This window comes from Microbacterium sp. NPDC057944 (genome assembly GCF_042887445.1).
Taxonomy (GTDB): Bacteria; Actinomycetota; Actinomycetes; order Actinomycetales; family Microbacteriaceae; genus Microbacterium; species Microbacterium natoriense.
The window spans coordinates 191,794-215,172 of record NZ_JBHVPJ010000003.1; the positions used below are offsets into that span (position 1 = coordinate 191,794).

At 68.9% G+C, this 23,379-nt stretch carries 19 protein-coding genes; 9 read left to right on the forward strand and 10 right to left on the reverse strand.

Annotated features, from left to right (window positions below; all coding sequences use genetic code 11):
• Nucleotides 1–18: 18 nt before the first annotated feature.
• The 4 genes from ACFVRO_RS18085 to ACFVRO_RS18100 all read right to left on the reverse strand — a co-directional run bounded on the left by ACFVRO_RS18085 (nt 19) and on the right by ACFVRO_RS18100 (nt 5,516).
• The gene (locus ACFVRO_RS18085; protein WP_105672262.1) at nt 19–930 is read right to left on the reverse strand and encodes a MetQ/NlpA family ABC transporter substrate-binding protein; all 912 of its coding nucleotides are present in this window, start codon (nt 928–930) and stop codon (nt 19–21) included.
• Between the two features lie 91 nt (nt 931–1,021).
• Entirely contained in the window at nt 1,022–2,746 is a 1,725-nt protein-coding gene (locus tag ACFVRO_RS18090) for a Na+/H+ antiporter (RefSeq protein ID WP_386954919.1), read from the reverse strand.
• 53 nt (nt 2,747–2,799) lie between these two features.
• The gene (locus tag ACFVRO_RS18095) at nt 2,800–4,593 is read right to left on the reverse strand and encodes an ABC-F family ATP-binding cassette domain-containing protein (protein ID WP_386954922.1); all 1,794 of its coding nucleotides are present in this window, start codon (nt 4,591–4,593) and stop codon (nt 2,800–2,802) included.
• A gap of 71 nt (nt 4,594–4,664) precedes the next feature.
• The gene (locus ACFVRO_RS18100; protein ID WP_386954925.1) at nt 4,665–5,516 is read right to left on the reverse strand and encodes a helix-turn-helix transcriptional regulator; all 852 of its coding nucleotides are present in this window, start codon (nt 5,514–5,516) and stop codon (nt 4,665–4,667) included.
• Between the two features lie 103 nt (nt 5,517–5,619).
• On the opposite strand from ACFVRO_RS18100, the gene ACFVRO_RS18105 reads away from it, so the two are divergent.
• The gene (locus tag ACFVRO_RS18105) at nt 5,620–6,555 is read left to right on the forward strand and encodes an SDR family NAD(P)-dependent oxidoreductase (RefSeq protein WP_386954928.1); all 936 of its coding nucleotides are present in this window, start codon (nt 5,620–5,622) and stop codon (nt 6,553–6,555) included.
• On the opposite strand, the gene ACFVRO_RS18110 is transcribed toward ACFVRO_RS18105, so the two are convergent.
• Nucleotides 6,533–7,309 (reverse strand): alpha/beta fold hydrolase, encoded by a 777-nt coding sequence (locus ACFVRO_RS18110; protein ID WP_386954930.1) that lies wholly within the window; start codon nt 7,307–7,309, stop codon nt 6,533–6,535. The two genes, ACFVRO_RS18105 and ACFVRO_RS18110, sit on opposite strands and share 23 nt — an antisense overlap.
• A gap of 4 nt (nt 7,310–7,313) precedes the next feature.
• Nucleotides 7,314–8,105, reverse strand: coding sequence for a phosphotransferase (locus ACFVRO_RS18115; RefSeq protein ID WP_386954933.1), 792 nt, complete (start codon nt 8,103–8,105; stop codon nt 7,314–7,316).
• Nucleotides 8,106–8,213: 108 nt separating this feature from the next.
• On the opposite strand from ACFVRO_RS18115, the gene ACFVRO_RS18120 reads away from it, so the two are divergent.
• The 3 genes from ACFVRO_RS18120 to ACFVRO_RS18130 all read left to right on the forward strand — a co-directional run bounded on the left by ACFVRO_RS18120 (nt 8,214) and on the right by ACFVRO_RS18130 (nt 10,972).
• A complete protein-coding gene (locus ACFVRO_RS18120) occupies nt 8,214–9,599 on the forward strand; it encodes a DUF222 domain-containing protein (protein ID WP_386954936.1) in 1,386 nt (461 codons plus the stop codon).
• A 39-nt stretch (nt 9,600–9,638) separates the two neighbouring features.
• Nucleotides 9,639–10,181, forward strand: a complete 543-nt coding sequence (locus tag ACFVRO_RS18125) for a hypothetical protein (protein WP_386954939.1) — start codon at nt 9,639–9,641, stop codon at nt 10,179–10,181.
• Between the two features lie 320 nt (nt 10,182–10,501).
• Nucleotides 10,502–10,972 (forward strand): hypothetical protein, encoded by a 471-nt coding sequence (locus tag ACFVRO_RS18130; protein WP_386954941.1) that lies wholly within the window; start codon nt 10,502–10,504, stop codon nt 10,970–10,972.
• An 89-nt stretch (nt 10,973–11,061) separates the two neighbouring features.
• On the opposite strand, the gene ACFVRO_RS18135 is transcribed toward ACFVRO_RS18130, so the two are convergent.
• From ACFVRO_RS18135 to ACFVRO_RS18150, 4 genes are all read right to left on the reverse strand, one after another.
• Entirely contained in the window at nt 11,062–12,180 is a 1,119-nt protein-coding gene (locus ACFVRO_RS18135; RefSeq protein ID WP_386954944.1) for a substrate-binding domain-containing protein, read from the reverse strand.
• Nucleotides 12,181–12,240: 60 nt separating this feature from the next.
• A complete protein-coding gene (gene mmsB, locus ACFVRO_RS18140) occupies nt 12,241–13,590 on the reverse strand; it encodes a multiple monosaccharide ABC transporter permease (protein WP_386954946.1) in 1,350 nt (449 codons plus the stop codon).
• Complete coding sequence (mmsA, locus tag ACFVRO_RS18145) at nt 13,587–15,107, reverse strand: multiple monosaccharide ABC transporter ATP-binding protein (RefSeq protein WP_386955217.1); 1,521 nt, start codon at nt 15,105–15,107, stop codon at nt 13,587–13,589. Before mmsA ends, mmsB begins: the two co-directional genes overlap by 4 nt.
• Before the next feature lie 154 nt (nt 15,108–15,261).
• Nucleotides 15,262–16,275: a LacI family DNA-binding transcriptional regulator gene (locus ACFVRO_RS18150; RefSeq protein WP_105672272.1), complete on the reverse strand. Its 1,014-nt coding sequence runs from the start codon at nt 16,273–16,275 to the stop codon at nt 15,262–15,264.
• Nucleotides 16,276–16,454: 179 nt separating this feature from the next.
• Between ACFVRO_RS18150 and ACFVRO_RS18155 the strand changes: the two genes are divergently transcribed.
• The 5 genes from ACFVRO_RS18155 to ACFVRO_RS18175 all read left to right on the forward strand — a co-directional run bounded on the left by ACFVRO_RS18155 (nt 16,455) and on the right by ACFVRO_RS18175 (nt 23,366).
• Nucleotides 16,455–17,942, forward strand: a complete 1,488-nt coding sequence (locus tag ACFVRO_RS18155; protein WP_386954948.1) for an amidohydrolase family protein — start codon at nt 16,455–16,457, stop codon at nt 17,940–17,942.
• A complete protein-coding gene (locus tag ACFVRO_RS18160; protein ID WP_386954951.1) occupies nt 17,939–19,270 on the forward strand; it encodes a serine hydrolase domain-containing protein in 1,332 nt (443 codons plus the stop codon). Before ACFVRO_RS18155 ends, ACFVRO_RS18160 begins: the two co-directional genes overlap by 4 nt.
• Nucleotides 19,271–19,411: 141 nt before the next feature.
• Entirely contained in the window at nt 19,412–20,800 is a 1,389-nt protein-coding gene (locus ACFVRO_RS18165) for a serine hydrolase domain-containing protein (protein ID WP_386954954.1), read from the forward strand.
• Nucleotides 20,797–21,720 (forward strand): serine hydrolase, encoded by a 924-nt coding sequence (locus tag ACFVRO_RS18170; protein WP_386954957.1) that lies wholly within the window; start codon nt 20,797–20,799, stop codon nt 21,718–21,720. The genes ACFVRO_RS18165 and ACFVRO_RS18170 overlap by 4 nt, the downstream gene beginning before the upstream one ends.
• 53 nt (nt 21,721–21,773) lie before the next feature.
• A complete protein-coding gene (locus tag ACFVRO_RS18175) occupies nt 21,774–23,366 on the forward strand; it encodes an ABC transporter substrate-binding protein (protein ID WP_386954960.1) in 1,593 nt (530 codons plus the stop codon).
• The last annotated feature ends 13 nt before the right edge of the window (nt 23,367–23,379 follow it).

Below are 23,379 nucleotides of genomic sequence, written 5' to 3' on the forward strand. Positions count from 1 at the left end.
GATTCTCTCAGTCGCTGACTACTTCTGAGCCTTCGTGTCCTTCTCGACCTTCTTCAACGAGGAGAGGAGGTCGGCGACGGGGGTCTGCAGCGGCACCGCCGTGTTCCCGGACGACTCCTGGAGTCCGGCCTGGACGTCCTTGTTCGTCTGGAAGATCTCGACGAGCTTCTTGTAGGTCGCGTTGTCGGCATCCTCGGCGCGAGCCGCGAAGATGTTCACGTACGGCAGCGCGTTCGGGTCTTCCGGGTCGTCCTGTGCGATCGCGTCGGTGAACGTCAGACCGGCGTCCTTGACGAAGTCGTTGTTGATGATCGCCGCGGCGACGTCGGGCAGCGAGGTCGGGATCAGGGCCGCCTCGAGCGCCTTCACCTGGACCTTGGACTTCTCCGTGTCGACGTCGGCGATGTCGGAGAAGATCGACCCGCCGCTCTTCAGCTCGATGAGGCCTGCCGACTGCAGCACGAGAAGCGCGCGAGCCTGGTTGGACGCGTCATCCGGAACGGCGACGGTCTCGCCCTTCGGGATGTCCTTCACGTCGTCGTACTTCTTGGAGTACAGGCCGAGCGGGTAGATCGCGGTGGAGCCGACCGGCACCAGGTCCTTGCCGGAGTTCACGTTGTAGTCCGCGAGGTACACGATGTGCTGGAACTGGTTGAGGTCGATCTCGCCCTCGGCGAGCGCCGGGTTCGGCTGCTCGTACGAGCCGAAGTCGACGAGCTCGACCGTGATCCCCTCGTCGGCCGCAGCCTCGACGAAGGGCGCCCACTGCGCGTCGCCCTTGCCGACGACGCCGATCTTGACGGTCTCGTCCTTGGCGGAGTCGCCGCTGCCGGCGCCGGCGTCACTGGATGCCGTGGCGCAGCCCGCGAGGGCGACGAAGAGCGGGACCGCGGCCAGCGCGGCGAGGATGGACGTTGTGCGACGAGTCATGTGAAGAGTTCCTCTCTTGGGGGGACTCTTCAACGGTAGGCAGGGCCTCCCCGCCCCGAGGAATCGGGTGTCACACGGCGTCACAGCCGGGTCAGTCGAACTCCTCGATCCCCTGCAGGCGCACCTGCTCGAGGTCGAGACGCGCGGAGATGCGGCGCACCACCACGTCGTCGACCGTGCCGGAACGGCGAAGCCCCAGCAGCACCTCGCGCTTGCGGTCGAGCAGCGCGAGCTTGAGGCGCGTGTGCTCCTCGTGGCGGATGAGCGGGGACCGCTGCGCGACGTCGACCGCGGTCGAGGTCGCGATGATCTGCAGACTCGAGCCGTCGACGGCATCCTCCCGCTGCTCCACGAGCTCCAGGCCCGCGCCGCCGCCGTAGGGGTCCGGCTCGTCGAGCATGGCGTCGAGGGCGCTGGCCTCGGCATCCACCGCCGCCTGCTCCCTGGCGAGAGCGCGCGCGTTCGCGTACTCGAGCATCAGGTAGCCCTCGCTGCGCACGCGGTCGAGGATCTCCTGGCCGACGCCGTGCTCGGTCGCGAGGTCGTCGAGAGCCGCGAGCGCCGCACCCGAGATGGTGCGCTCTGCGAGCTCATACTCCTCGACCTCCGCCGTGTCGACGGGGAGCTTGGCCCAGCGCACGACGGCCGGCAGGAGCGGACCCTGCACGAGCAGGCTGAGCAGGATGACGCCGGCCGTGACGACCACGACCTCGTCGCGTCCTTCGCCACCGATCTCGACGGGGATGGAGAGCGCGATCGCGAGGGACACCGCTCCGCGCATGCCGGCGAACGTGGAGAGGAGGCGGACGCGTGCGGCGAGACCGCGTGGTGGTCGCGCGTCGGTCGGGCGACGCACCACGGCGCTCAGCAGCTGGAACAGATAGCGCACCGCCAGCAGAGCGATCCACACTCCGAGGGTGATCAGCACGAGGCGCCCCACGGCTGCGGCGGAGATCTCGTGCACGACGTACTGCACCTCCAGCCCGATCAGCACGAAGAGCGCGCCGTTGAGCAGGTAGACGCCGAACGGGAAGGCGGCCTCGGACTGACGGCGGGAGGATGCCGTGGTGATGCGCGGAGACACGTACGCGATGACGAGTCCAGCCACGACGACCGCGAGCACACCCGAGGCGTGCATGATCTCCGCCAGCAGGAACGCCGTGAACGGCACGAGCAGCAGGGTCACGTTGATGACCGCCGTGCTCGTCGACCGGCGCAGCAGCAGGTACGCGAGGGCCGCGATCACCGCGCCGGCGAGCACGCCGCCGACGTACGAGACCAGGACGGTCCAGGTGATGCTCAGCGGCGTGACGTCGCCGCCGACCGCCAGCGAGATCGCGATGGCGTACAGCACGAGGGCCGTGCCGTCGTTCGTCAGGCTCTCCGCCTTCAGCTTCATGAACATGCGCCGCGGCAGCAGTCGCCCGAGGGCCGCGACGGCGGTGGCGTCAGGAGGGGCGACGGCGGCGCCGAGGATGAGCGCGATCTCCCACGGCATCCCGAACAGCACGCCCACTCCGGCGACGGCGAAGGCCGAGGCCACGACGAGCAGCGTGCTCATCGGCAGGATGTAGCGGAAGTCGCGCCGGATCGACCGGAGCGACGTCGTCAGGCTCTCCCAGAACAGCATCACGGGCAGGAACAGCAGCAGCACCGTCTCCGGCGGCAGCTGCACCTCACGCAGCTGCGGCACGAAGCCCAGCAGCAGCCCGAAGACGACGAGGACAAGGGGCAGTGCGACGCGGATACGCGGAGCGAGCAGGGTTCCTGCGAGGATCGTGAGTCCGAGCAGGACGGTGACTTCTAGACCTTCCATCTCTACCTCCCAACAGCGGTGAGAGAAGGATATTCCCCGTTCGGGGGTTCAGGTCAGCCGATCTCCTCCGTGAGCTCGAACCAGCGCAGCTCGAGTTCCTCGATCTCCGCCTCCCGATCCCCGATCGCCTTCATCTTCTCGCCGAGTCCGGCGTAGTCGGACTGGTCGTGGTCGGCGAGGGAGTGCTTGGCGGCATCCACCTGCTCCGTGAGCTTCTGGATGCGCCGCTCCAGGGCGGAGACCTCCTTCTGCGCGGTGCGCAGCGCCGCTCCGTCCAGCCCCTTCGGAGCCGCCTTCGCAGTCCCGGTGGACGCCTTGGAGGGCTCGGCATCCTGCAGCTGACGCAGGCGCAGGTACTCGTCGACGCCGCCGGGGAGGTGCCGGAGTCTGCCGCCGAGGATCGCGAACTGCTGATCGGTCACGCGCTCGAGGAAGTACCGGTCGTGGCTGACGACGAGCAGCGTGCCCGACCACGAGTCGAGGAGGTCCTCGATCGCGGCGAGCATGTCGGTGTCGAGGTCGTTCGTGGGCTCGTCGAGGATCAGCACGTTGGGCTGGTCGAGCAGCACGAGCAGCAGCTGCAGACGGCGCTGCTGACCTCCGGAGAGGTCCTTCACCGGAGTCGAGAGCTGGGCGGACGAGAATCCGAGGCGCTCCAGCAGCTGCCCGGGAGTGAGGTCCTGCGCCTTCGAGCCGTTGCCCATCGTGTACGAGGTGCGCAGACCCGAGATGACCACGCGCACCGGGTCGTTCCAGTGCTGGTCGAGCTCGTCGAGGCGCTGGGTCAGCGTCTGCACCTTGACGGTCGTGCCGCGCTTGACGCGTCCGACCGTGGGTTCGACGGTGCCGGAGATCAGGCCGAGCAGCGTCGACTTGCCCGCGCCGTTCACGCCGAGGATGCCGGTGCGCTCCCCCGGCGCGATGCGCCACTCCACATCGCGCAGCACCTCCTTGTCGCCGTAGGACACCCCCACGTCGAGAAGGTCGACGACGTCTTTGCCGAGGCGGGAGACGGCGAGCGACTGCAGGGAGATCTTGTCGCGGATCTCGGGGACGTCGGCGATGAGCTCGTTGGCGGCGTCGATGCGGAACTTCGGCTTGGCCGTGCGCGCCGGGGCGCCGCGGCGCAGCCAGGCGAGCTCCTTGCGCGCGAGGTTCTGCCGCTTCGCCTCGGTGGCCGCGGCCATCCGGTCGCGCTCGACGCGCTGCAGGATGTACGCCGCGTAGCCGCCCTCGAAGGGCTCAACGATCCGGTCGTGCACCTCCCAGGTCTCGGTGCAGACCTCATCGAGGAACCAGCGATCGTGGGTGACGACCATGAGGGCCCCGGAGTTCGGGCTCCACCGCTTCTTCAGGTGCCCGGCGAGCCAGGTGATCGCCTCGACGTCGAGGTGGTTGGTGGGCTCGTCGAGCGCGATGACGTCCCAGTCGCCGGTGAGCAGCTTCGCGAGCGAGACCCGTCGGCGCTGGCCGCCCGAGAGCGAGCTGATCTCGGCATCCCACGGCAGATCCCGCAGCAGCCCGTCGATGACGTCGCGGACCTTCGCGTCGCCGGCCCATTCGTGCTCGGGGGTGTCGCCGACGACGGCCTGGCTGATCGTGAGCCCGTCGCCGAGGGTGTCGGCCTGGTCGAGCACGCCGATCGTGGTGCCGCCGCGGACCGTCACGCGGCCGGAGTTGGGTTCCTTGATGCCTGCCAGCATCCCGAGGAGGCTGGACTTGCCGTCGCCGTTGCGGCCGACGATGCCGATGCGGTCGCCCTCCTCGATTCCGAGGGTCACGGAGTCGAAGACGACCCTGGTCGGGTATTCGAGCTGGAGGGCTTCTGCCCCGAGAAGATGTGCCATGTCACTTCAAGGGTAGTCGCGCGCGCCTCACCCGACGGCCGGGGTGTCGGCGGACGCCTCGGCGATGCGTCTCAGCGGGGTCCGTCGGAGAACTGCTGCGTGCCGACCGCGAGCGCGAGCGCCAGCCGCTCGGAGTCCTCGCTTCCGGGCTCGGCGGAGTAGATCATGATGCGCAGGTCCTCAGCCGCGACCACGAAAGTGTCGCAGTCGAGGTCGATCGCACCGATCTCGGGATGCACGACCGTCTTGCGGTGCGCCCGCTCGACGGTCTCTCGGAGCTCGACCGATTCCCACAGATCGACGAAGCGCGGACTCTGCCTCCTCAGCTCTCCGACGAGTCGCGCGACCCGCGGATCGCCGGGGTACCTCGCCGCTGTGAGCCGAAGATCGGCGACGATCCCCTCGGCTTGGAGCTCTCGCTCCTCATCGGAGAGGGCGGCGAGCGGGCCGGGCCCGACGACGTTGCGCCACACGGCGTTGCGCTCGATGCCTCTCCAGGACGATGCTCCGGAGATCGCGTCATACGCCGGGTTGGTGACGACGATCGTCCACATCGCGTCGTAGACCACGATGGGATTTCCCGACAGCCGATCCAGCAGGCGCTGCACGCTGGGAGAGATCCGTTGAGAGATCGTCGCACCACCCGGAGGAACCTGGTCGGCGAGGCGGAACAGCAGTTCACGTTCAGTCTGGGCGAGCCTGAGGCCTCGGGCGAGGGCTTCGATGACCTGCGCCGACGGGGCGGTCGCGCGTCCTTGCTCGAGTCTCGTCAGATAGTCGACAGAGATGCCTGCGAGCGCGGCGAGCTCTTCGCGCCGCAACCCTGATGCGCGCCGACGTCCTCCGAGAGGGAGACCCACCGCCTCAGGTGCGACACGATCCCGCCAGCGGCGCACAGCCTGCCCGAAATCCCAGCTCTCCACTCCCCCAGTCTGCACCCGGTGCACTCACCCTGTCCTGGCCCTGATGGTCCTATGATGAGCCGACAGCTCCCTGCCCCGCCCGACCCGAGCGAGTCTTGAGAGCATGACGACGAACTCCTCCGGCACCGTGCTCATCACCGGCCCCACGGGCAGCCTCGGACGAGAGGCGGTCTTGGCCATGGCACGACGTCCACGCGCCGACCGGCCGGATCTCCTCCTCCTCGGCCGCCAGGGCCCCGCTCTCGACTCCGTGCTCGCGGAGGCGCGCGCAGAAGGCGCGACGGCAGAGTCGATCGGGGCCGATCTGGGGAGCCTCGCCCAGGTCCGCGCGGCTGCGGCGAGCGCGCGACGCCTGGTGGAGAACGGCACGGTGAGGCCGCTCCGCGCCCTGATCGCCAACGCCGGTGTCACCGGCAGCACGACGCAGGCGCTGAGCGCAGACGGGTTCGAGCGGACCTTCGCGGTGAATCATCTCGCTCACGCACAGCTCATCACGGACCTGGTCGACGTGTTCTCCCCACCCGCCCGGATCATCCTCATCGGGTCGAACACGTACTACGAGAACATCTGGCGTCGGATGCTGGGCGTCGCGCCCGCCGAGTGGCGGGATCCGCTCGACCTGGCCGACGCCGCCGCGGCGCCGTCCGATGTGCGCAGCGCGGGTGTCGCGTACTCCACCTCGAAGCTCGCGATCCTCTATTACGCGCACGAACTGCAGCGGCGAGCGCCCGCAGGGGTGAACGTGGCGGTCTTCGAGCCGGGTTGGATGCCGTCGACCGGCCTGACGAGAGAGATGCCGCAGAGCGTGAAGCGCCTCATGAGCGCCGTTGCACGCATCCCTGGCGTCTCCTCCCCCGAGACCTCGGGCCCCTTGCTCGCTTCGATGGCGATCGACCCCCGCTGGTCGGATCTCCGCGACGGGGCATTCATCGTGAAGTCCGAGGAGCGACCGGTCCGTCCGTTCGCCGTCGACCGGGCGAGGGAGCTGCGCCTGTGGGAGGCGACGGAGGAGCTTCTCAGATCGACGGCGATCGACTGACCGTAGGGCGCGGTCCGAACAGCTCGGGGAGGGACGCAGTGAACTCCTCGAAGTGGCTGTACCAGACGGTGTGCGCGGCGCCGGGGATGCTGCGGACGTCGACTCCGCGCTCCGTGAGCGTCCGCACGTCGGCGTCGCTCACCCACGAGCTCGGCTCGGCCCTGACGACGATCGACCCCGGAACCGGCGGCCACTCGCCGTCTGCGCCGCAGGAGACGGATGCCAAGGTCTCCGGGTCGAACCGCTCGGCGGCACGAGCCTCGACCTCGGCGTCCCTTTCGGAGTAGAAGGGGCGGCTCCGGCGCAGGGCATCGGCATCCTTGCGTGCCAGGCGGTCGCGCTCGTACCGGGCGACGAGCTCAGCGCGGTCATGACCGCCCTCGATCGACAGCGCGGCATCGACGTAGACGGTGAGGCTCGGGTCGAGGGCCGCGGCGGCCGCTGCCAGCACGGTGGCCCCGTAGGAGTGTCCGAGGGCGTGGAGCGGCCCCTCGGGCGCGAGCCGCCTGATCGTCGCGACGACGGCGGCTGCGGCCGTGTCGACGGTGAGCTGCGGGTCACGGGGAGAGCGTCCGTGGCCGGGGAGGTCGAGGGCGAGCACACGGTAGCCGCGGTCGACGAGGAGCGGGATGACGCGCCACCAGCTCTCGGCTGATCCCATCGCTCCGTGCAGGAGGAGGGCGGTGCGGAGCGGGGGCGTCGCCGCACCGTCCGCGTCGGCGGAGTCGGCCGTGTCGAGGGCGTGGAGGAGCATCCGGTCATCCTTCGTCGAGCGCCGCGCGGAGGATCGGCTCGTGCCGCTCGCGCATGCCGGCATCCCACGCTCCCCTGAGGGTGAGCGTCGCGATCCGGAACGTGAGCGCACGCAGCAGCAGCTGTCGACCTTCGGGGATTCCGTCGACCAGTGCCCGCATGCGAGTGAGAGGCAGCTCGTGCCAACAGGCGTCGGCGATCACGATCGCGTCCGCATAGCGCGCCGGGCGCCAGTACGGGGCCCAATCGATGATCGTCGGCGGCTGCCCCTGGGCGAACAGGACATTGCCGAGCAGGTCGCCGTGGACGAGCTGGGATGCCGCGGACACCGGCAGAAAGGCGCCTACGAGTCGCTTCACGGAGGCGTTGACCGGGGTCGCCTCCTCCCCCCAGGCGACCCGGTCGGCGCGCGACCAGGGGTCATCGGAATCGTCGATGAAGCCCGGCCGCTCGAGGTGCGAGATGGCGGAATGGAAGCTGCGGGCCGCACGGAGGATATCGTCGACCCGGGACTCATCGGCCGTACCGGGGACCCACTCCCACGCCTCCCACCCCTCTTCCGACCAGCTGCCCGAGCGGGTGCGCACGGGGCGCGGGGTGCGGAACTCCGACGTATGCTGCAGGCGCGCCAGCACCCCGGCCTTCCAGGCGTTCTCCTCGCCACCCTCGAAGGGCCTCAGCACGATATGCCCTGCACGCCAGGCAAGGCCACGTCCGCCGGGGAGGTTCACCGCCTCGGTAGGGACCACCCCGTACGCCGAGCACACGCGGTCGGAGGGACGGACGCGGGATGACATACGGCAACTGTAACGACCGGGATTCTCGCTGTCCTTCCGTTGCGTCTGCGGTGTCGTCGGCGCCAGGATCTTTGTTCGAATGTCGGTGACCCCTGGTGTACTGGACTCATGACCGCACTGATCGACGCGACCGACTCCCAGATGGCGATGCTCGCCGATCTGGTCGAGTCGCTGGAGATCGCCGATGCGACGGTGAACGCGATGATGGCGGCCCGCGACGGGCTGTTCGCGCTGGCGGGTCGGATGGCCGTCGACATCGCGAAGCAGGGCGATCATCCCGATCGGGGCGACATGACGATCCGCGCAGTGGCGGCCGAGATCGGGCAGCGGCTCCGGGTCAGCGACCGCACGGTCGAGCGGAAGATCGGCGAGGCGTCGTGGCTGGTCGACGGCTTCCCCGCCGTGTGGCAGGCACAGGGCGCAGGGCGCATCACGGCCGCGCACGCGCACGTCATCGTCGACGCCGGCGCGCAGCTGACCGACGACGACCAGCGGGCGGAGTACGCCGAGGCGGTGCTCGCCGTCGCCGAGGTCGAGTCTCCGAATCGGCTGCGGGCAGTCGCGAAGCGCATCGCCGAGAGGTTTCAGGAGCAGACGATCGACGACCGGCATCGGGCCGCCCGCGAGCGGAGGCGCGTCTGGGCGACGGATGGCGAAGACGGCATGGCCGATCTCCACGTGCACGCCCCGGCCGTGCTGGTGCACGCGATGAAGGATCGCGTGTCCGAGATGGCCCACCGGATCCGCACCGAGAACATCCGCGAGGCGCGCGAAGCCGCAGCCGACGGCATCCCCTTCGGCCCCGACACCCGGTCCGTCGACGAGATCCGCGCCGATCTCTTCGCCGACCTCGTGCTCTCCGGCACCCCGGTCGCCCACGACAGCGCAGACGGCCTGCTCGGCGAGATCCGCGGGCGCGTGGAGATCACCGTGCCCGTGCTCACCCTGCTGGCGGAGGATGCCGCGGAGGCGGCCTCCGCCGACGGCGGCGCGTCCTCGACGACGCCGCCCGCGCTGCTCGACGGTGTCGTGCCGATCGACGCCGACACCGCTCGTGCGCTCGCAGGCTCTGCGACAGGGTGGGACCGAGTGCTCACCCACCCGATCACGGGTGCGATGCTCGCGGTCGACCGGTATCGCCCGTCGGAGCAGCTCAGACGGCATCTGAGGGCACGCGATCAGCGGTGCCGGTTCCCGACCTGCGGGATCACCGCCAGGAAGTGCGACATCGACCACAACGATCCGGCGTCCACGGGTGGCGCGACCGCCGAGTGCAACCTCTGCTGCTTCTGCCGCAGGCACCACACGCTCAAACACGCCTCGCCGTGGCATGTCGAACATCACCCCGGCGGAGTGCTCGAATGGACGAGTCCCGCAGGCCGCACCTACACCGACACTCCCCCGGTACCGCACACGGTGGTGTTCGTCGCCGAGGCCGACGGTGCGCCCCCGACAGGCACGGAACTGCTCGCACGCGCCCGGGCGCCCTTCTGAGTTTCCGATCTTCTGACCGATTCCGGTTACCGTGTGCGAGTGATTCTCCAGAGAACAGCCGCCCACTCCCTCAGCGGACTCGGCGCCCTCGCACTCATCGCGGGAGCAGTCGCCGGATGCGCCCCCACTCCGGCCCCGACCCCGACGCCTACCGCGGCCTTCGCGAGCGAGGAGGAGGCGTTTGCGAAAGCCGAGGAGGTGTACCGGGCGTACATAGATGCCTTCAACGCGATTGAGCTCGATGATCCAGCCACTTTTGAGTCCGTGTTCAAGTTCACCGCCGACGGTTACGAGGCCAGTGAGCGCGAAGACTTGTCAGCCATGCACGCAGAAGGCTATGTGCGCGGCGGCGAGATAGTCATCATGCGCTTTCTCGCGCAATCATTCGACGGTGAAAAGGTAGTGGCAACTACGTGCAACGATGTCAGCACAACAACCTTCGTCAACAAAGAGGGCGTCTCACTCGTACCGGCAGATCGTCCCGGTCGGGTCTCGCTTGAGCTCACTTTCTCGACCGAGGGCGAAGACCTGCGTCTGAGCAAAGCGGAGTCGATCGAGGATGACAAGTGCCTCGCCTTCTGATTGTTTCCGTCTTGCTCGTCTTGGTATCGGTCTCAGGGACCGCGCCTCTGGGCCTAGCGAAGACATGCACTTCAGCTCAACAATCTACGTTCGGCTGCACTGATGCCAGCGGCAATGGAACGACGCTCGAGGTCTCCGGGACGAAGGAGCAACCGGGCTCACTTGAATCGCAAGGAGTTCAAGACCCAAACAACTCACCTTCGTCGCCCTCGTCGTCCTACGACGCCGACGGGTGTCTCATCACGACGGACGAGGATGGCCGCTGCATCCGCGCGCGGATACGGGCCAACCCCGACGGGACCCCCGCACCCTCGGTCACGATGACCGACCTCGCGCAGTTCGCCCCTCCGGCCGCGGACTTCGCCGTCGAGCCCGGCAACGCCGGAATCGCGGGCATGCCGACGAACCTCCTCGGAGCCGCGTCCGTCCGCACGCAGACCGGGACGCTGTTCGGCAACCCGATCAGCGTTCGCTTCACGCCCACCGCCTACGACTACTCCTACGGCGACGGATCCACCGCCACGGTCACCGTCCCCGGCCGCACCTGGGAACAGCTCGGCCAGGCGCCGTTCACCCCGACGCCGACCAGCCACGTGTACTCCGCACGCGGCACCTACACGGCCGCCCTCAGCATCCGTTACTCCGCCCAGGTCGACCTCGGCGGCGGCTGGTTCCCCGTGATCGGCGAACTCAGGATCGACAGCCCCAGCCAGCAGATCCGCATCTTCGAGGCCCACACGGCCCTCGTCGCACGCACCTGCCTCGAGAACCCCGCCGCGGTCGGCTGCTGACCCGACCATCGCCTCTGACAAAAAGACGAGCCGTCCGGACCAGAAGGTCCGGACGGCTCGCGCGTCCCCAGGAATCGGAGCGCTGCTGCTTACTGGTACGACTTCACGATCTCGAGCAGGCTCGGGACGTTCGCGTACGCCTCAGCGGCGTTGGCCTTGGTGACGATGATCGGCTTCAGCAGGAACGCCGGGACGACCTTCACGCCGTTGTCGTACGACTCGGTGTCGTTGACGTCGACCTTCTCGCCCTTCTGCAGCTGCTGGACCATCTTGATGGACTGCTCGACGAGCAGCGTGGTGTCCTTGTTGATCGTGGAGTACTGGATGCCCTCCATGATCGACTTGACCGACTCGACCTCGGAGTCCTGACCCGTGACGACCGGAACCGGCTTGCCCGCGCCCTGGACGGACGTGATGATGGCGCGAGCCAGGGTGTCGTTCGGCGACAGGACGCCGTCGAGCGTCTCGGTGCCGTACGACGAGGTCAGCAGCGAGTCCATGCGACGCTGGGCGTTCTCAGCCTTCCAGCCGTCGGTCGCCGTCTGCGCGATCTCGGTCTGACCCGAGACGACCTTCAGGTCGCCCTTCTCGATCTCCGGCTTCAGCACGCTCATCGCACCGTCGAAGAACACCTTCGAGTTGGCGTCGTCCGGCGAACCCGAGAACAGCTCGATGTTCCACGGTGCGTCGTGACCCGAACGCTCCTTCAGACCGTCGAGCAGAGCCTGGCCCTGCAGCTCGCCGACCTTGAAGTTGTCGAACGCGACGTAGTAGTCGACGGCCTTGGTGTTCTCGATCAGACGGTCGTAGGCGATGACCGTGACGCCCTTGGACTGGGCATCCTCGACCTGCGTCGCGAGCTGCTTGCCGTCCTTGGCGCCGATGATGATGACCTTGGCGCCGCTGGTCACGAGAGCCTGGATCTGGTTCTGCTGCTCGGCGACCGTGTTGCTCGCCGGGGCGTACTGCACGTCGGCCTTGAAACCGGCCTTCTCGAGTCCGCTCTTGAACAGGTCTCCAGCCAGCACCCAGTTCTCACTGGTCTTGTCGGGAAGGGCGACGCCGATCAGGGCATCGGCAGCGAAGCCCTTGCTGGCCTCCGTCGAGGTGCCCCCGCCGGTGTCTCCCCCGCGCTCCGAGGAGCACCCGGTGAGAGTGAAGGCTGCCGCTGCGACAAGCGCTGTCGCGGTGACGATGATCTTCTTCATGTGATCTCTTTCTGTGGTGAGGGACAGATGCTGCACGCGGGCGGCGCGTGCAGCATCCGCCTACTTTCCGCTCGTCTTCTCGACGGCGGGGGCCTGATAGGTCTGAGTGGGGTCGAAGGTCGCGCTGCCGGGTTCGTTCCTGCGACCGAAGTTGCGCATGATGAACCCCGTCACGGAGGGGCGTCCCTGCCGCTTGTTCCACACGTCGACACCGACGGCGAACAGCAGCACGAGACCCTTGATCATCGACACGAGGTCGGCGCCGGCGCCCATGAGAGCGAGTCCGTTGTTCAGGAACGCCATGACCAGACCACCGATGATCGATCCGATCACCGTGCCGATGCCTCCCGACACCGCGGCGCCACCGATGAACACCGAGGCGATCGCGTCGAGCTCCCAGCCGTTGCCGTCCTGAGGTCCGGATGCCGCAGCGCGGGCGACGTAGATCATTCCGGCGAGCGATGCGAGCACGGACATGTTCATCATCACGAAGAAGTCGACCCAGCGGTCCTTGACGCCCGACAGACGGGCCGCCTGCCGGTTGCCGCCGACGGCGTAGATGTGACGGCCGAACACCGTGCTGTTCGTGACGAACGAGTACAGGATGACCAGCACGAGCAGGATGATGCCCGACACCGGGAAGCTCGTGCCGGGGCGCCCGGTGGCGAACAGCCAGCCCGCGACGAGGATGACGGCGGAGAGCACGACGACCTTGACGACGCTCACCCACAGCGGCGCGGAGTCAGAGCCCATCTTCTTCTGCACGCGGCGGGTGCGGATCTCCCAGAACACGATCCATCCGGCGCCGAGGATGGCGAGGATCATGGTCGGCACGTTGAACGGGACGGGCAGAGCGACTTCGGGCAGGTAGCCGGCGCCGATCACGCGGAACCCAGGAGGCACGGGGATCGTCGTGGACTGGCCGATGAACTGGTTCGCGCCACGGAAGAGCAGCATTCCGGCCAGCGTCACGATGAACGCCGGGACCCCGACGTACGCGACCCAGAAGCCCTGCCAGGCGCCGACGACCACGCCGACCCCGATGCCGAGCACGATCGCGAGCGGCCAGGGCAGGCTCCACTCGGTCATCGCCTTCGCGACGATGATGCCGGTGAAGGCCGCGACCGAGCCGACGGACAGATCGATGTGCCCCATGATGATGACCATCACCATGCCGATCGCGAGGATCAGGATGTAGGAGTACTGGTTGACGACGTTGATCAGGTTCTCGGGCGACAGGGTGAGCCCCGTCCCCTTCGCGAGCCAGGTCAGGATCTGGAAGAACACCAGGATCACGATCAGGCTGCCGAGGATGCCGAACTGGCGGAGGGTGGACTGTCCGCCGCCGAACATCTTCGTGATGTCGCCGAAATGGAACGGGCGCTTCGTAGGAGTGAGATCGGTACTCATGCGGATGCCTTCTGGTTCGTGGAGGTCATGCTGCGCATGAGAGCCTCGGGTGTCGCCTGGTCGGCCGGGATGCAGTCGGTGACCCGACCTTCGAAAACGGTGTAGATGCGGTCGGAGATGCCGAGCAGCTCCGGGAGCTCGCTGGAGATGACGATGACGCCCTTGCCCTGCGCGGCGAGCTGGTTGATGATCGCGTAGATCTCGTACTTCGCGCCGACGTCGATGCCTCGCGTCGGCTCGTCGAGGATCAGCAGGTCGGGGTCGGTGAACATCCACTTCGCCAGCACGACCTTCTGCTGGTTGCCGCCGGACAGCTTGCCGACGCCCTCCTCGACCGACGGGGTCTTGATGCGCAGCGCCTTGCGGTAGTCCTCGGCGATCGCGAACTCGGCCCGCGAGTCGACGACCCCGCGCTTCGCGATCTTCGAGAGCTTCGCGGCGACGACCGAGCGCTTGATCGTGTCGAGCAGGTTGAGCCCGAGCACCTTGCGGTCCTCGCTCACGTACGCGAGACCGTGCTTGATGGCCGACGCCACGTCGGGCAGCTCGATCTCCTTGCCGTCCTTCACGATCGTGCCGGAGAGGAACGTGCCGTACGAGCGACCGAAGATACTCATCGCGAGCTCGGTGCGTCCTGCACCCATGAGGCCGGCGATGCCGACGACCTCGCCGCGGCGGACGTTGAGGCTCGAGCCCTTCACGACCATGCGCTCGGAGACCGTCGGATGCTGCACCCACCAGTCCTTGACCTCGAAGAACACCTCGCCGATCTCGGGCTCGCGGTCAGGGTAGCGGCTCTCCAGCGAGCGGCCCACCATGCCGCGGATGATGCGGTCCTCGTTGATCTCCCCGCGGGAGATGTCGAGGGTCTCGACGGTGCGTCCGTCGCGGATGATCGTGATCTCGTCGGCGATCTGCTCGATCTCGTTGAGCTTGTGGCTGATCATGATCGACGCGATCCCCTTGGCCTTGAGGCCGAGGATCAGGTCGAGCAGGTGCTGCGAGTCGTTCTCGTTGAGTGCGGCGGTGGGCTCGTCGAGGATGAGCAGCTTGACGTCCTTGTTGAGCGCCTTCGCGATCTCGATGAGCTGCTGCTTGCCGACGCCGAGGGTCTTGATCGGCGCGTCGGGGTCTTCGTCGAGGCCGACCCTGGCGAGCAGCTCGATCGCACGCTGCTTCTGCGCCTGCCAGTCGATGCGCCCGAAGCTGCGAATCTCGTTGCCGAGGAAGATGTTCTCGGTGACGGACAGCTCCGGGATCAGCGCGAGCTCCTGGTGGATGATCACGATGCCGGCCTGCTCGCTCGCGGCGATGTCCCTGAAGCGCTGCTCCTGCCCGTAGAGCAGGATGTCGCCGTCGTAGGTGCCGTACGGGTACACACCCGAGAGGACCTTCATGAGGGTGGACTTTCCCGCGCCGTTCTCACCGCAGATCGCGTGGATCTCTCCCGCGCGGACGGTGATCGACACGTCGGACAGTGCCTTGACGCCCGGGAACTCCTTGGTGATGTCTCGCATCTCCAGGATCGGGCCTGACACGACCGGCAACGTTGCTGTGGTGCTCACGGATCTTCCTCGCGCCTTTGCGGTCATCTTCCATGTGACCGTTCACATTGGTTTATATGGTCCACTCTCCACGGGGCAGTGTCAAGCCCGTGATCGAATCGTGCCCTTATCGCGGCGCGGACGACTCCCGCGGACGCAGCATCGTCTGCAGCGCGCCGAACTCCGGCACCGCCTCACCGCGGATCTGAGCGAGCAGGATCCGCACGGCTCTCCTGCCCAGCTCGGGGAAGTCCTGATGCACCGTCGTCAGCGACGGGGCGACATGTGCCGCGACCGGAATGTCATCGAAGCCGACCACGCTCACGTCCTCCGGCACCCGCACACCCGCGACCCGGAAGCCGTGCATGAGGCCGATCGCCATCTGGTCGTTGGCCGCGAAGATCCCGGTGAAGTCCCGGCGCCGCGACAGCTCCTGACCGGCGAAGAAGCCGAAGTCCGCCGTCCAGTCACCGCGGATCGGCGGGAACGTCGGCAGATCGGCCTCCCTCAGCGCATCGAGGTAGCCCCTCATGCGCGACTCCGCCTCGATCCAGTCCTGCGGCCCGGCCAGATGGAGGATGTCGGTGTGCCCGAGGGATATGAGGTGCTCCGTGGCCGCCCTGGCTCCGGCGACCTGGTCTGCGGAGTGGCTGACGCCGTCGGATCCGGACGCCGTCTGCAGCGTCACGAAGGGCATGTCGACGGTCATTCCGCGCAGGACATGGAACACGCGCACCTGCGGGGCGAGCACCACGATGCCGTCGACCTGCTCCCGCGACAGCTGCCGCAGCGCATTGCCGATCGCCTCTGGCGTGGTGGCCGAGAGGTTCAGCGTCGAGACCGAGTACCCCTCCTCGCGCGCGGCATCCTCGATCCCCACGATCGACGAGGTGGGACCGAACTCCCCCACCGTCGCCGACAGGATGCCGAGCATGTTGGACTTGCTCGTCACGAGCGCCCTGGCCGCGAGATTGGGCCGGTAGTCGAGCACGGAGATCGCGTCGAGCACCTTGGCCTTGGTCTCCGGACGGATGCTCGGATGATCGTTGAGAACCCGGGAGACGGTCTGGTGCGAGACCCCTGCCAACCGGGCGACGTCGCGGATGCTGGGCATCCGTGCGCGCTCTGAGGCCGTCGACATCACAGCCTCCTCGCATGTGCACGGTCACATCTATCGTCCCCATTATGTCTCTCCCCGCCCTCCGGCGCACCTCCGAGCTGCGCGGCGGGTGCGCGGCTTGTGCTCCGGTACCGGATGACCCGTCTGATTTCGTGCCCGTGCACCGGACTCCCCCGCACACGTGATGCCACGCTGGGCGCGTGAACACACTGCTGCGCGGCGGCCGGGTCGTCGACCCGAAGACCGGCGCCGACCGGATCGCCGACCTCCTCATGTCCGACGGACGCATCGCCGCCGTGGGCGTCGATCTGGTCGCTCCCCCCGGCACCGCGGTCGTCGACGTCCGCGGGCTGATCGTCGGCCCCGGCTTCGTCGACCTGCACAGCCACGTCCACTCCATCGCCGGACAGCGGCTGCAGGCGATGGACGGCGTGACCACCGCGCTCGACCTCGAGGCCGGCCTCATGCCGGTGGCCGAGGCGATGGCCAGGGCCGGGGCGGACGGTCGCCCGCTGAACTACGGCTTCTCGGCATCCTGGGCGCAGGCGAGGGCGTTCGCGCACCTCGACCGCGTCCCGGTCGCCGACTTCACCGCGTCGATGGACCTGCTCGGCAACGTCGAGTGGCAGCGATCGTCGAGCACCCCCGAACGCACGCGTTGGCTCGGCCTGCTGGAGGGCGAGCTGGCCGCCGGGGCCCTCGGCATCGGCGTCCTCATGGGCTACGCGCCCCGCTCCGATCCGGACGAGTACCTCGCGCTCTCCCGCCTGGCCGCGGCGGCGCACGCCCCCACCTTCACGCACGTCCGCGAGCTCATCGAGGCCGATCCGGCGACACCGATCGACGGGTCAGAGGAGCTCGTGCGCGCCGCCGCCGAGACTGGGGCGGCCATGCACCACTGCCACGTGAACAGCACGTCCCTGCGGCACGTCGACCGCGTGCTCGCGCTCCTCGATCGCAGCCGTGCGGCCGGGTCGCGCGTGACCGTCGAGGCGTACCCGTACGGCGCGGGGAGCACCGCGATCGGCGCGTTCTTCCTCGCCCCCGAGAAGCTGCGGGGGCTCGGCATCACGCCGAGCTCGCTCGTGCTGGTCGACACCGGCGAGCGCATCGCCGACGAGGCGCGCCTCCGCGAGGTGCGCGCCGCCGACCCCGGCGCCACGTGCATCGTCACCTTCCTCGACGAGGCCGATCCGCTCGACCGCGTGCATCTGCACCGGGCCCTCGCCTACCCCGACTCGATCGTCGCGAGCGACGCCATGCCCGTGTCCTGGACCAGCACCGCCGGCGCCCCGACCGCGTACGAACAGCGGGAGTGGCCGCTGCCTCCCGGCGGTCACACGCACCCGCGCACGGCGGGCACCTTCGCGAAGTCCCTGCGCCTCATGGTCAGGGAGTCCGAGACCTGGACCTGGGTCGAGGCCTTCCGACGCTGCTCCTACCTTCCGGCGCGGGTCCTCGACGAGGTCTCGTCCGCCATGCGCGGCAAGGGACATCTCGCCGTCGGCGCCGACGCCGACGTCGTCGTGATCGACCCCGTGACGATCACCGACCGAGCCACCTACGCCGACCCCACACGGCCCTCCCAGGGCGTGCGGCAGCTGTACGTGCACGGCACCCCCGTCGTGCACGCCGGAGAGATCGTGACCGATGCCTTCCCCGGTCGCGCGGTACGAGGAGACGCATGATGACCGAAGACCTGCAGTCCTTCCTGGACGCCACCGCCGCCGAGCTCGGCGTGCCGGGTGCCGTCGTCGGCGTGCTCGACGGCGACGACGAGCTCATCGCCGTCACGGGCGTCGCCTCCACCGAGACGGGTGCGCCGGTCACCGCGCGCACCCTGTTCCAGATCGGCTCGACGTCGAAGACGTTCACCGGCACGGCGGCGATGCGCCTCGTCGACGACGGACTGCTCGACCTGGACGCCCGTGTGATCGACATCCTCCCCGACTTCCGCCTCGGCGATGCCGCGGCCCTCGACGCCCTGCGCGTCCGACACCTCCTCACCCACTCCGGCGGATTCCTCGGCGACGCCGACGAGCAGCCTGGTTGGGATGCCGACTCCCTCGCCCGCAACATCGCGAGCTTCGCCGAGCTCCCCCAGTTCTTCGCCCCCGGCATGATCGCGTCGTACAGCAACGCCGGGATCCGCCTCCTCGGGCGCATCGTCGAGGTCGTCGCGGGCGAACCGTTCGAGCAGGCCGTGCGACGCATCGTCCTCGATCCGCTCGGGATGGCCGACACCTTCTTCTTCCCGTGGGAGGTGATCGCCCGCCCCCACGCGCTCGGCCATGTCACGGCGGAGGACGGCACCGTCTCCCCCCTCGGCCAGTGGCCGATCACGCGCGACATCGACCCCGAGGGCGGGCTCGTCTCCTCCGTGGGCGATCAGCTGCGCTATGCGCGGTTCCAGATGCGCGGGGAGAGCGAGGGCACTCCGCCCGTGAGCGAGGCGACCAGGCTCCGAATGCAGCAGCCGCAGCTCAGCGCCGGTCCGCCGGTCGACGCGATCGGCTTCCCCTGGCTCCTCTCGCACCATGGCTCCGCCCGACTCGTGATGCACGGCGGCAACATCGCCGACACCCAGCTCAGCGAGTTCGTGATGGCCCCGGACCAGGATCTCGCGATCACCGTGCTCACCAACAGCGGCGCGGGGAAGGCGCTCGGGACGAGGGTCATCGACTGGTGCTTCGAGCACCTCCGCGGGATCGCTCCGGAGAAGACGCCGGCCGCCCAGCGCACCATCGATGCGCTCGACGTGACGGTCGGGCGGTACGACGCCGGCCAGTGGCACTACGACGTCACGCGGGTGGGAGACGCGCTGGAGTTCACGATGGTGCTGCGCGAGGACATCGCCGCCCTCGGCTTCCCGCCGCGTCCGCCGCTGCGGCTGGGCGTCCGCGAGGACCGGGCGCTCGTGACCGACGATGGCGTCGCCGTCGGCCGTCTGCTCGACGCCGCGGAGGGCGGCCCCGACCTGCTGCACATCGGACTCCGCGCCGTGCGACGACGGTGATCCGCGGGGCTTCGTCCGCGAGCACCAAGCTCCCGGCAAGTCTCGTCGCCGCCGACCAACGGCGTCTCCGCACACGCGAATAGTCTCGGCCCATCGCCGTCGCACCCCGATCGACGGCGCACTCGATGAAGAGGAGCGCACATGTCCGACCTGAACGAGATCGGCGTCTGGCTGCGGGACAACCTTCCCGCCCTGATCGCCGACGCGCACATCCCCGCCGCATCCGTGGGAGTCCTCGCCGGAGGCGAGATCTTCACGACGTCGGCCGGCATCCTGAACCGGAACACCGGAGTAGAAGCCGACGACGACTCGGTCTTCCAGATCGGCTCGATCACGAAGACCTGGACGGCGACGCTCATCATGCAGCTGGTCGACGACGGTCTGCTCGACCTCGACGCCCCCGTGCGCGACGTCGTGCCGGAGTTCGCCATCGCCGACGACGCCGCAGCCTCCGCGATCACCGCCCGGCAGCTGCTCAGCCACGTCAGCGGCTTCGAGGGCGACCTGTTCAACGACACCGGGGTCGGCGACGACGCCGTCGAGAAGTACCTGGCGACCATCGCCGATGCGCCGCAGCTGTTCGCCCCCGGCGAGCGCTTCTCGTACAACAACGCCGGATTCGTCGTGCTCGGCCGCATCATCGAGGTGCTGCGCGGCATGCCCTTCGACCAGGCCCTCCGCACCCACCTGATCGCCCCGCTCGGGCTCACGCACGTCGCCACCTCGGCGCCGGAGGCGATCATGTTCCGCGCCGCGCTCGGCCACGTCCCCTCCGGTGACGGCGACGAGCCCGTCCCCGCCCCGGTCTGGAGCCTGGTCCGCTCGAACGCACCGGCGGGCTCCATGCTCGCCATGACGCCGCGCGACCTGCTCGGCTACGCCCGCATGCACATCGAGGGAGGGGTCGCCGCCGACGGCACCCGCGTGCTCTCCGAGCAGAGCACGCGCGCCATGCAGGAGCAGCAGGTCGAGCTGCCCGACCTCGGCGTCCTCGGCGACGCATGGGGCCTGGGCTGGGAGCTCTTCGACTGGGACGGTGCACCGGTCATCGGACACGACGGCGGCACGATCGGACAGAGCGCCTTCCTGCGCATCGTCCCGTCGGCCGGAGTGGCCGTGGCGATCCTCACCAACGGAGGACGCGCGGTCGAGGCGTACCAGACCATCACCGCGAAGGTGCTCAGCGCCCTCGCCGGGGTCACGATGCCCGCCCTCCCCGAGGTCCCCGCCTCCCCCGTCGAGGTGGACCTCGATCGCATCCTCGGCACGTACTCGTCGTCGGTCTCGGATTCGGTCGTGAGCGTCGACGACGACGGACGGATCTGGCTCGAGCGCACGATGAAGGGCATCTTCGCCGAGCTCGGCCCCGCGCCGGAGCCGGTCGAGCTCGTCGGGTGGAGCGGCGACAGCCTGCTCCCCCGCGAACCGCAGCACGGCATGCACATGCCCCACGCCTTCGTCGGAGACGACGGAGAGGGCCGCGCGCTCTACCTGCACACCGGACGCGCCGACCGTCGGATCCACGCGTGAGCGCCACGCCCGCGACGACGGCCTCCACCGCAGTGGAGGCCGACATCGCCCGGATCTTCGCGGATGCCGGAGCCCGAGGCTTCCTGCACGCCCGCGAGATCGGCGTCGAGGACGGTCCGGAGGTCGGCGTGGGATCGGACGACCCCGTCGCGCTCGCCTCCGTGTTCAAGATCCTCGTGCTCACGGCCTTCGTCCGTGACGTCGCCGCGGGCGCGCTCGACCAGACCGCGCGCACCACCGTGACGGCGCGGTACCGCATCGGCGGCGTCGGGACCGCAGGGTTCGCCGACGACGTGGAGGCCAGCTGGCGCGACCTCGCCCTCCTGATGATGACGATGAGCGACAACGCCGCCACCGACGTCATCTACCATCGCCTCGGCGGCGACGCCGTCGACCGCGTGATCTCCGACCTCGGTCTCGATCGCACGGCCCTCATCGGATGCTGCGAAGACCTGTTCGCCTCGGTGGTGGAGGACCTGGGCGGCTCGCCCGACGACGATCTCGACGAGCTCCTCCTCTCGGCCTCCGCGGAGGACCTGCTCGCACTGCGCGCCCTCGATCCCCCCCGCACATCCCACTCGACGCCGCGGGACGTGACCACGCTTCTCACCGCGCTCTGGACGGATGCGGCGGCTCCGGCATCCGCGTGCGAGCAGGCGCGCACGATCATGGCGCAGCAGATCTGGCCGCACCGGCTCTCGTCCGGTTTCCCGAACGGAGTCCAGATCGCGGCCAAGACGGGCACGCTGCCCCGCTGGCGCAACGAGGCCGGCGTCGTGACCTACCCCGACGGACGGCAGTTCGCCGTCGCCGTGTTCACGCTCGCCGACACCCTCGCCGACCGTCAACCGCTCGTCGACGCGTCGATCGGCCGTGCGGCGCTGGCCGCGGTCGAGCACCTGCGCGGACTCGCGGACTGACCGTCGTCACCCCTCTCCCCCCACCTCACCCGACTCACTGCTGGAGGCTTCTGATGCGTTCTCGTACCCCGCTGGTCGCGCTGCTGAGCGTGACGGCGCTCGCCCTCACCTCGTGCGCCGCCGGCGCGAACACCGGCGGCGGAGGGAGCTCCGGCACCCTCGTCGACGGCAAGACGTTCACCTCGGTCATCTCGACCGACCCCGGCAGTCTCGATCCGTTCATCACGGTCATGTCGGTCGCCCGCTCCATCGACCGGTTCCTCTACGGACGGCTCGTCGAGGTCCTCGAAGACGGCAGCATCGTCTCCGGTCTCGCCGAGAAGTGGGAGTCGGACACCACTCAGGCCGTCTTCACCCTCCGTGAGGGTCTCACCTGTGAGGACGGCACCCCGCTCACGGCGTCCGACGTCGCGGCGAACATCGTGCACATCGCCGACCCCGCCAACGGCTCGCCGCTGGTCGGGCTCCAGGTGCAACCGGGCACGACCGCGACGGGCGATGACGACGCGCGCACCGTGACCGTCACCAGCGGGCGCCCCGATGCGTTCCTCGTGGAGAACATCGGCGGCATCTCGATCGTCTGCGGCACCGTGATCGACGACCCGAAGGCTCTCGCGGCCGGCGAGGGCTCCACCGGGATGTTCACGATGGGCGAGATCGTCCCGAACAGCCAGTACACCCTCACGCGCCGCAAGGACTTCACCTGGGGTCCTGGCGACTGGGATCCCGACCAGAAGGGGCTCCCCGACGAGGTCGTGTTCCGCGTCGTGCCGAACGAGACGACGTCGGTCAACCTCGTGCTCTCCGGCGAGGTGAACGCGGCGCTCGTGCTCGGCCCTGACAAGAAGAGGCTGCAGGATGCGGGCCTGTTCCACACCGAGATCCCGACGCCGGGCGGACAGCTCGTCTTCAACCAGAACGAGGGCCGCCCCACCGCCGACCAGGCCGTGCGCGAGGCTCTGGCCGAGTCGCTCGACCTCGACCAGCTCCGCCAGGTGCTCACCGGCGGCGAGGGCACGGTGCCCACCGGCCTCGTCACGGTCTCGCCGAACCCCTGCCGCGCCGATGTGGTGAGCGGCTTCCTGCCGAAGCTCGACGCGAAGGCGGCCGCCGCGGCCCTCGACGACGCGGGCTGGACGCTCGGCGCCGACGGCGTGCGCAGCAAGGACGGCGCCCCGCTGGAGCTGCGGATGATCTACCCCTCGCTGTTCGGCGACGCGGGCAACGCCGCCGCCGAGCTGATCCAGTCGACCTGGAAGGAGCTGGGCGTCTCGCTCACCGTCACGGCGGTCGACTCCCCGAAGCTCAGCGAGACCCTGTTCTCGACCGGGGACTGGGACGTCTCGGCCGCACCCCTCACCGTGGCGCTGCCGAGCATGCTCGTTCCCTTCTACTCCGGCCCGACTCCGCCGAACGGCACGAACTTCGCCGGCGTCGACAACCCCGAGTACACCGCAGCGGTGACCGCCGCGGCGCAGAAGGCCGGCGCAGACGGATGCGACGACTGGGGCGCGGCCGAGCAGGCGCTGTTCTCGACGACGAGCGTCGTCCCCTACGCGAACATCGTGCGCTCGACCTTCGCGAACAAGGCGACGTTCACCGAGGGCGACGGCATCGACCCCACGTCGATCCGCATGTACGAGTAAGGACCGGAAGCAG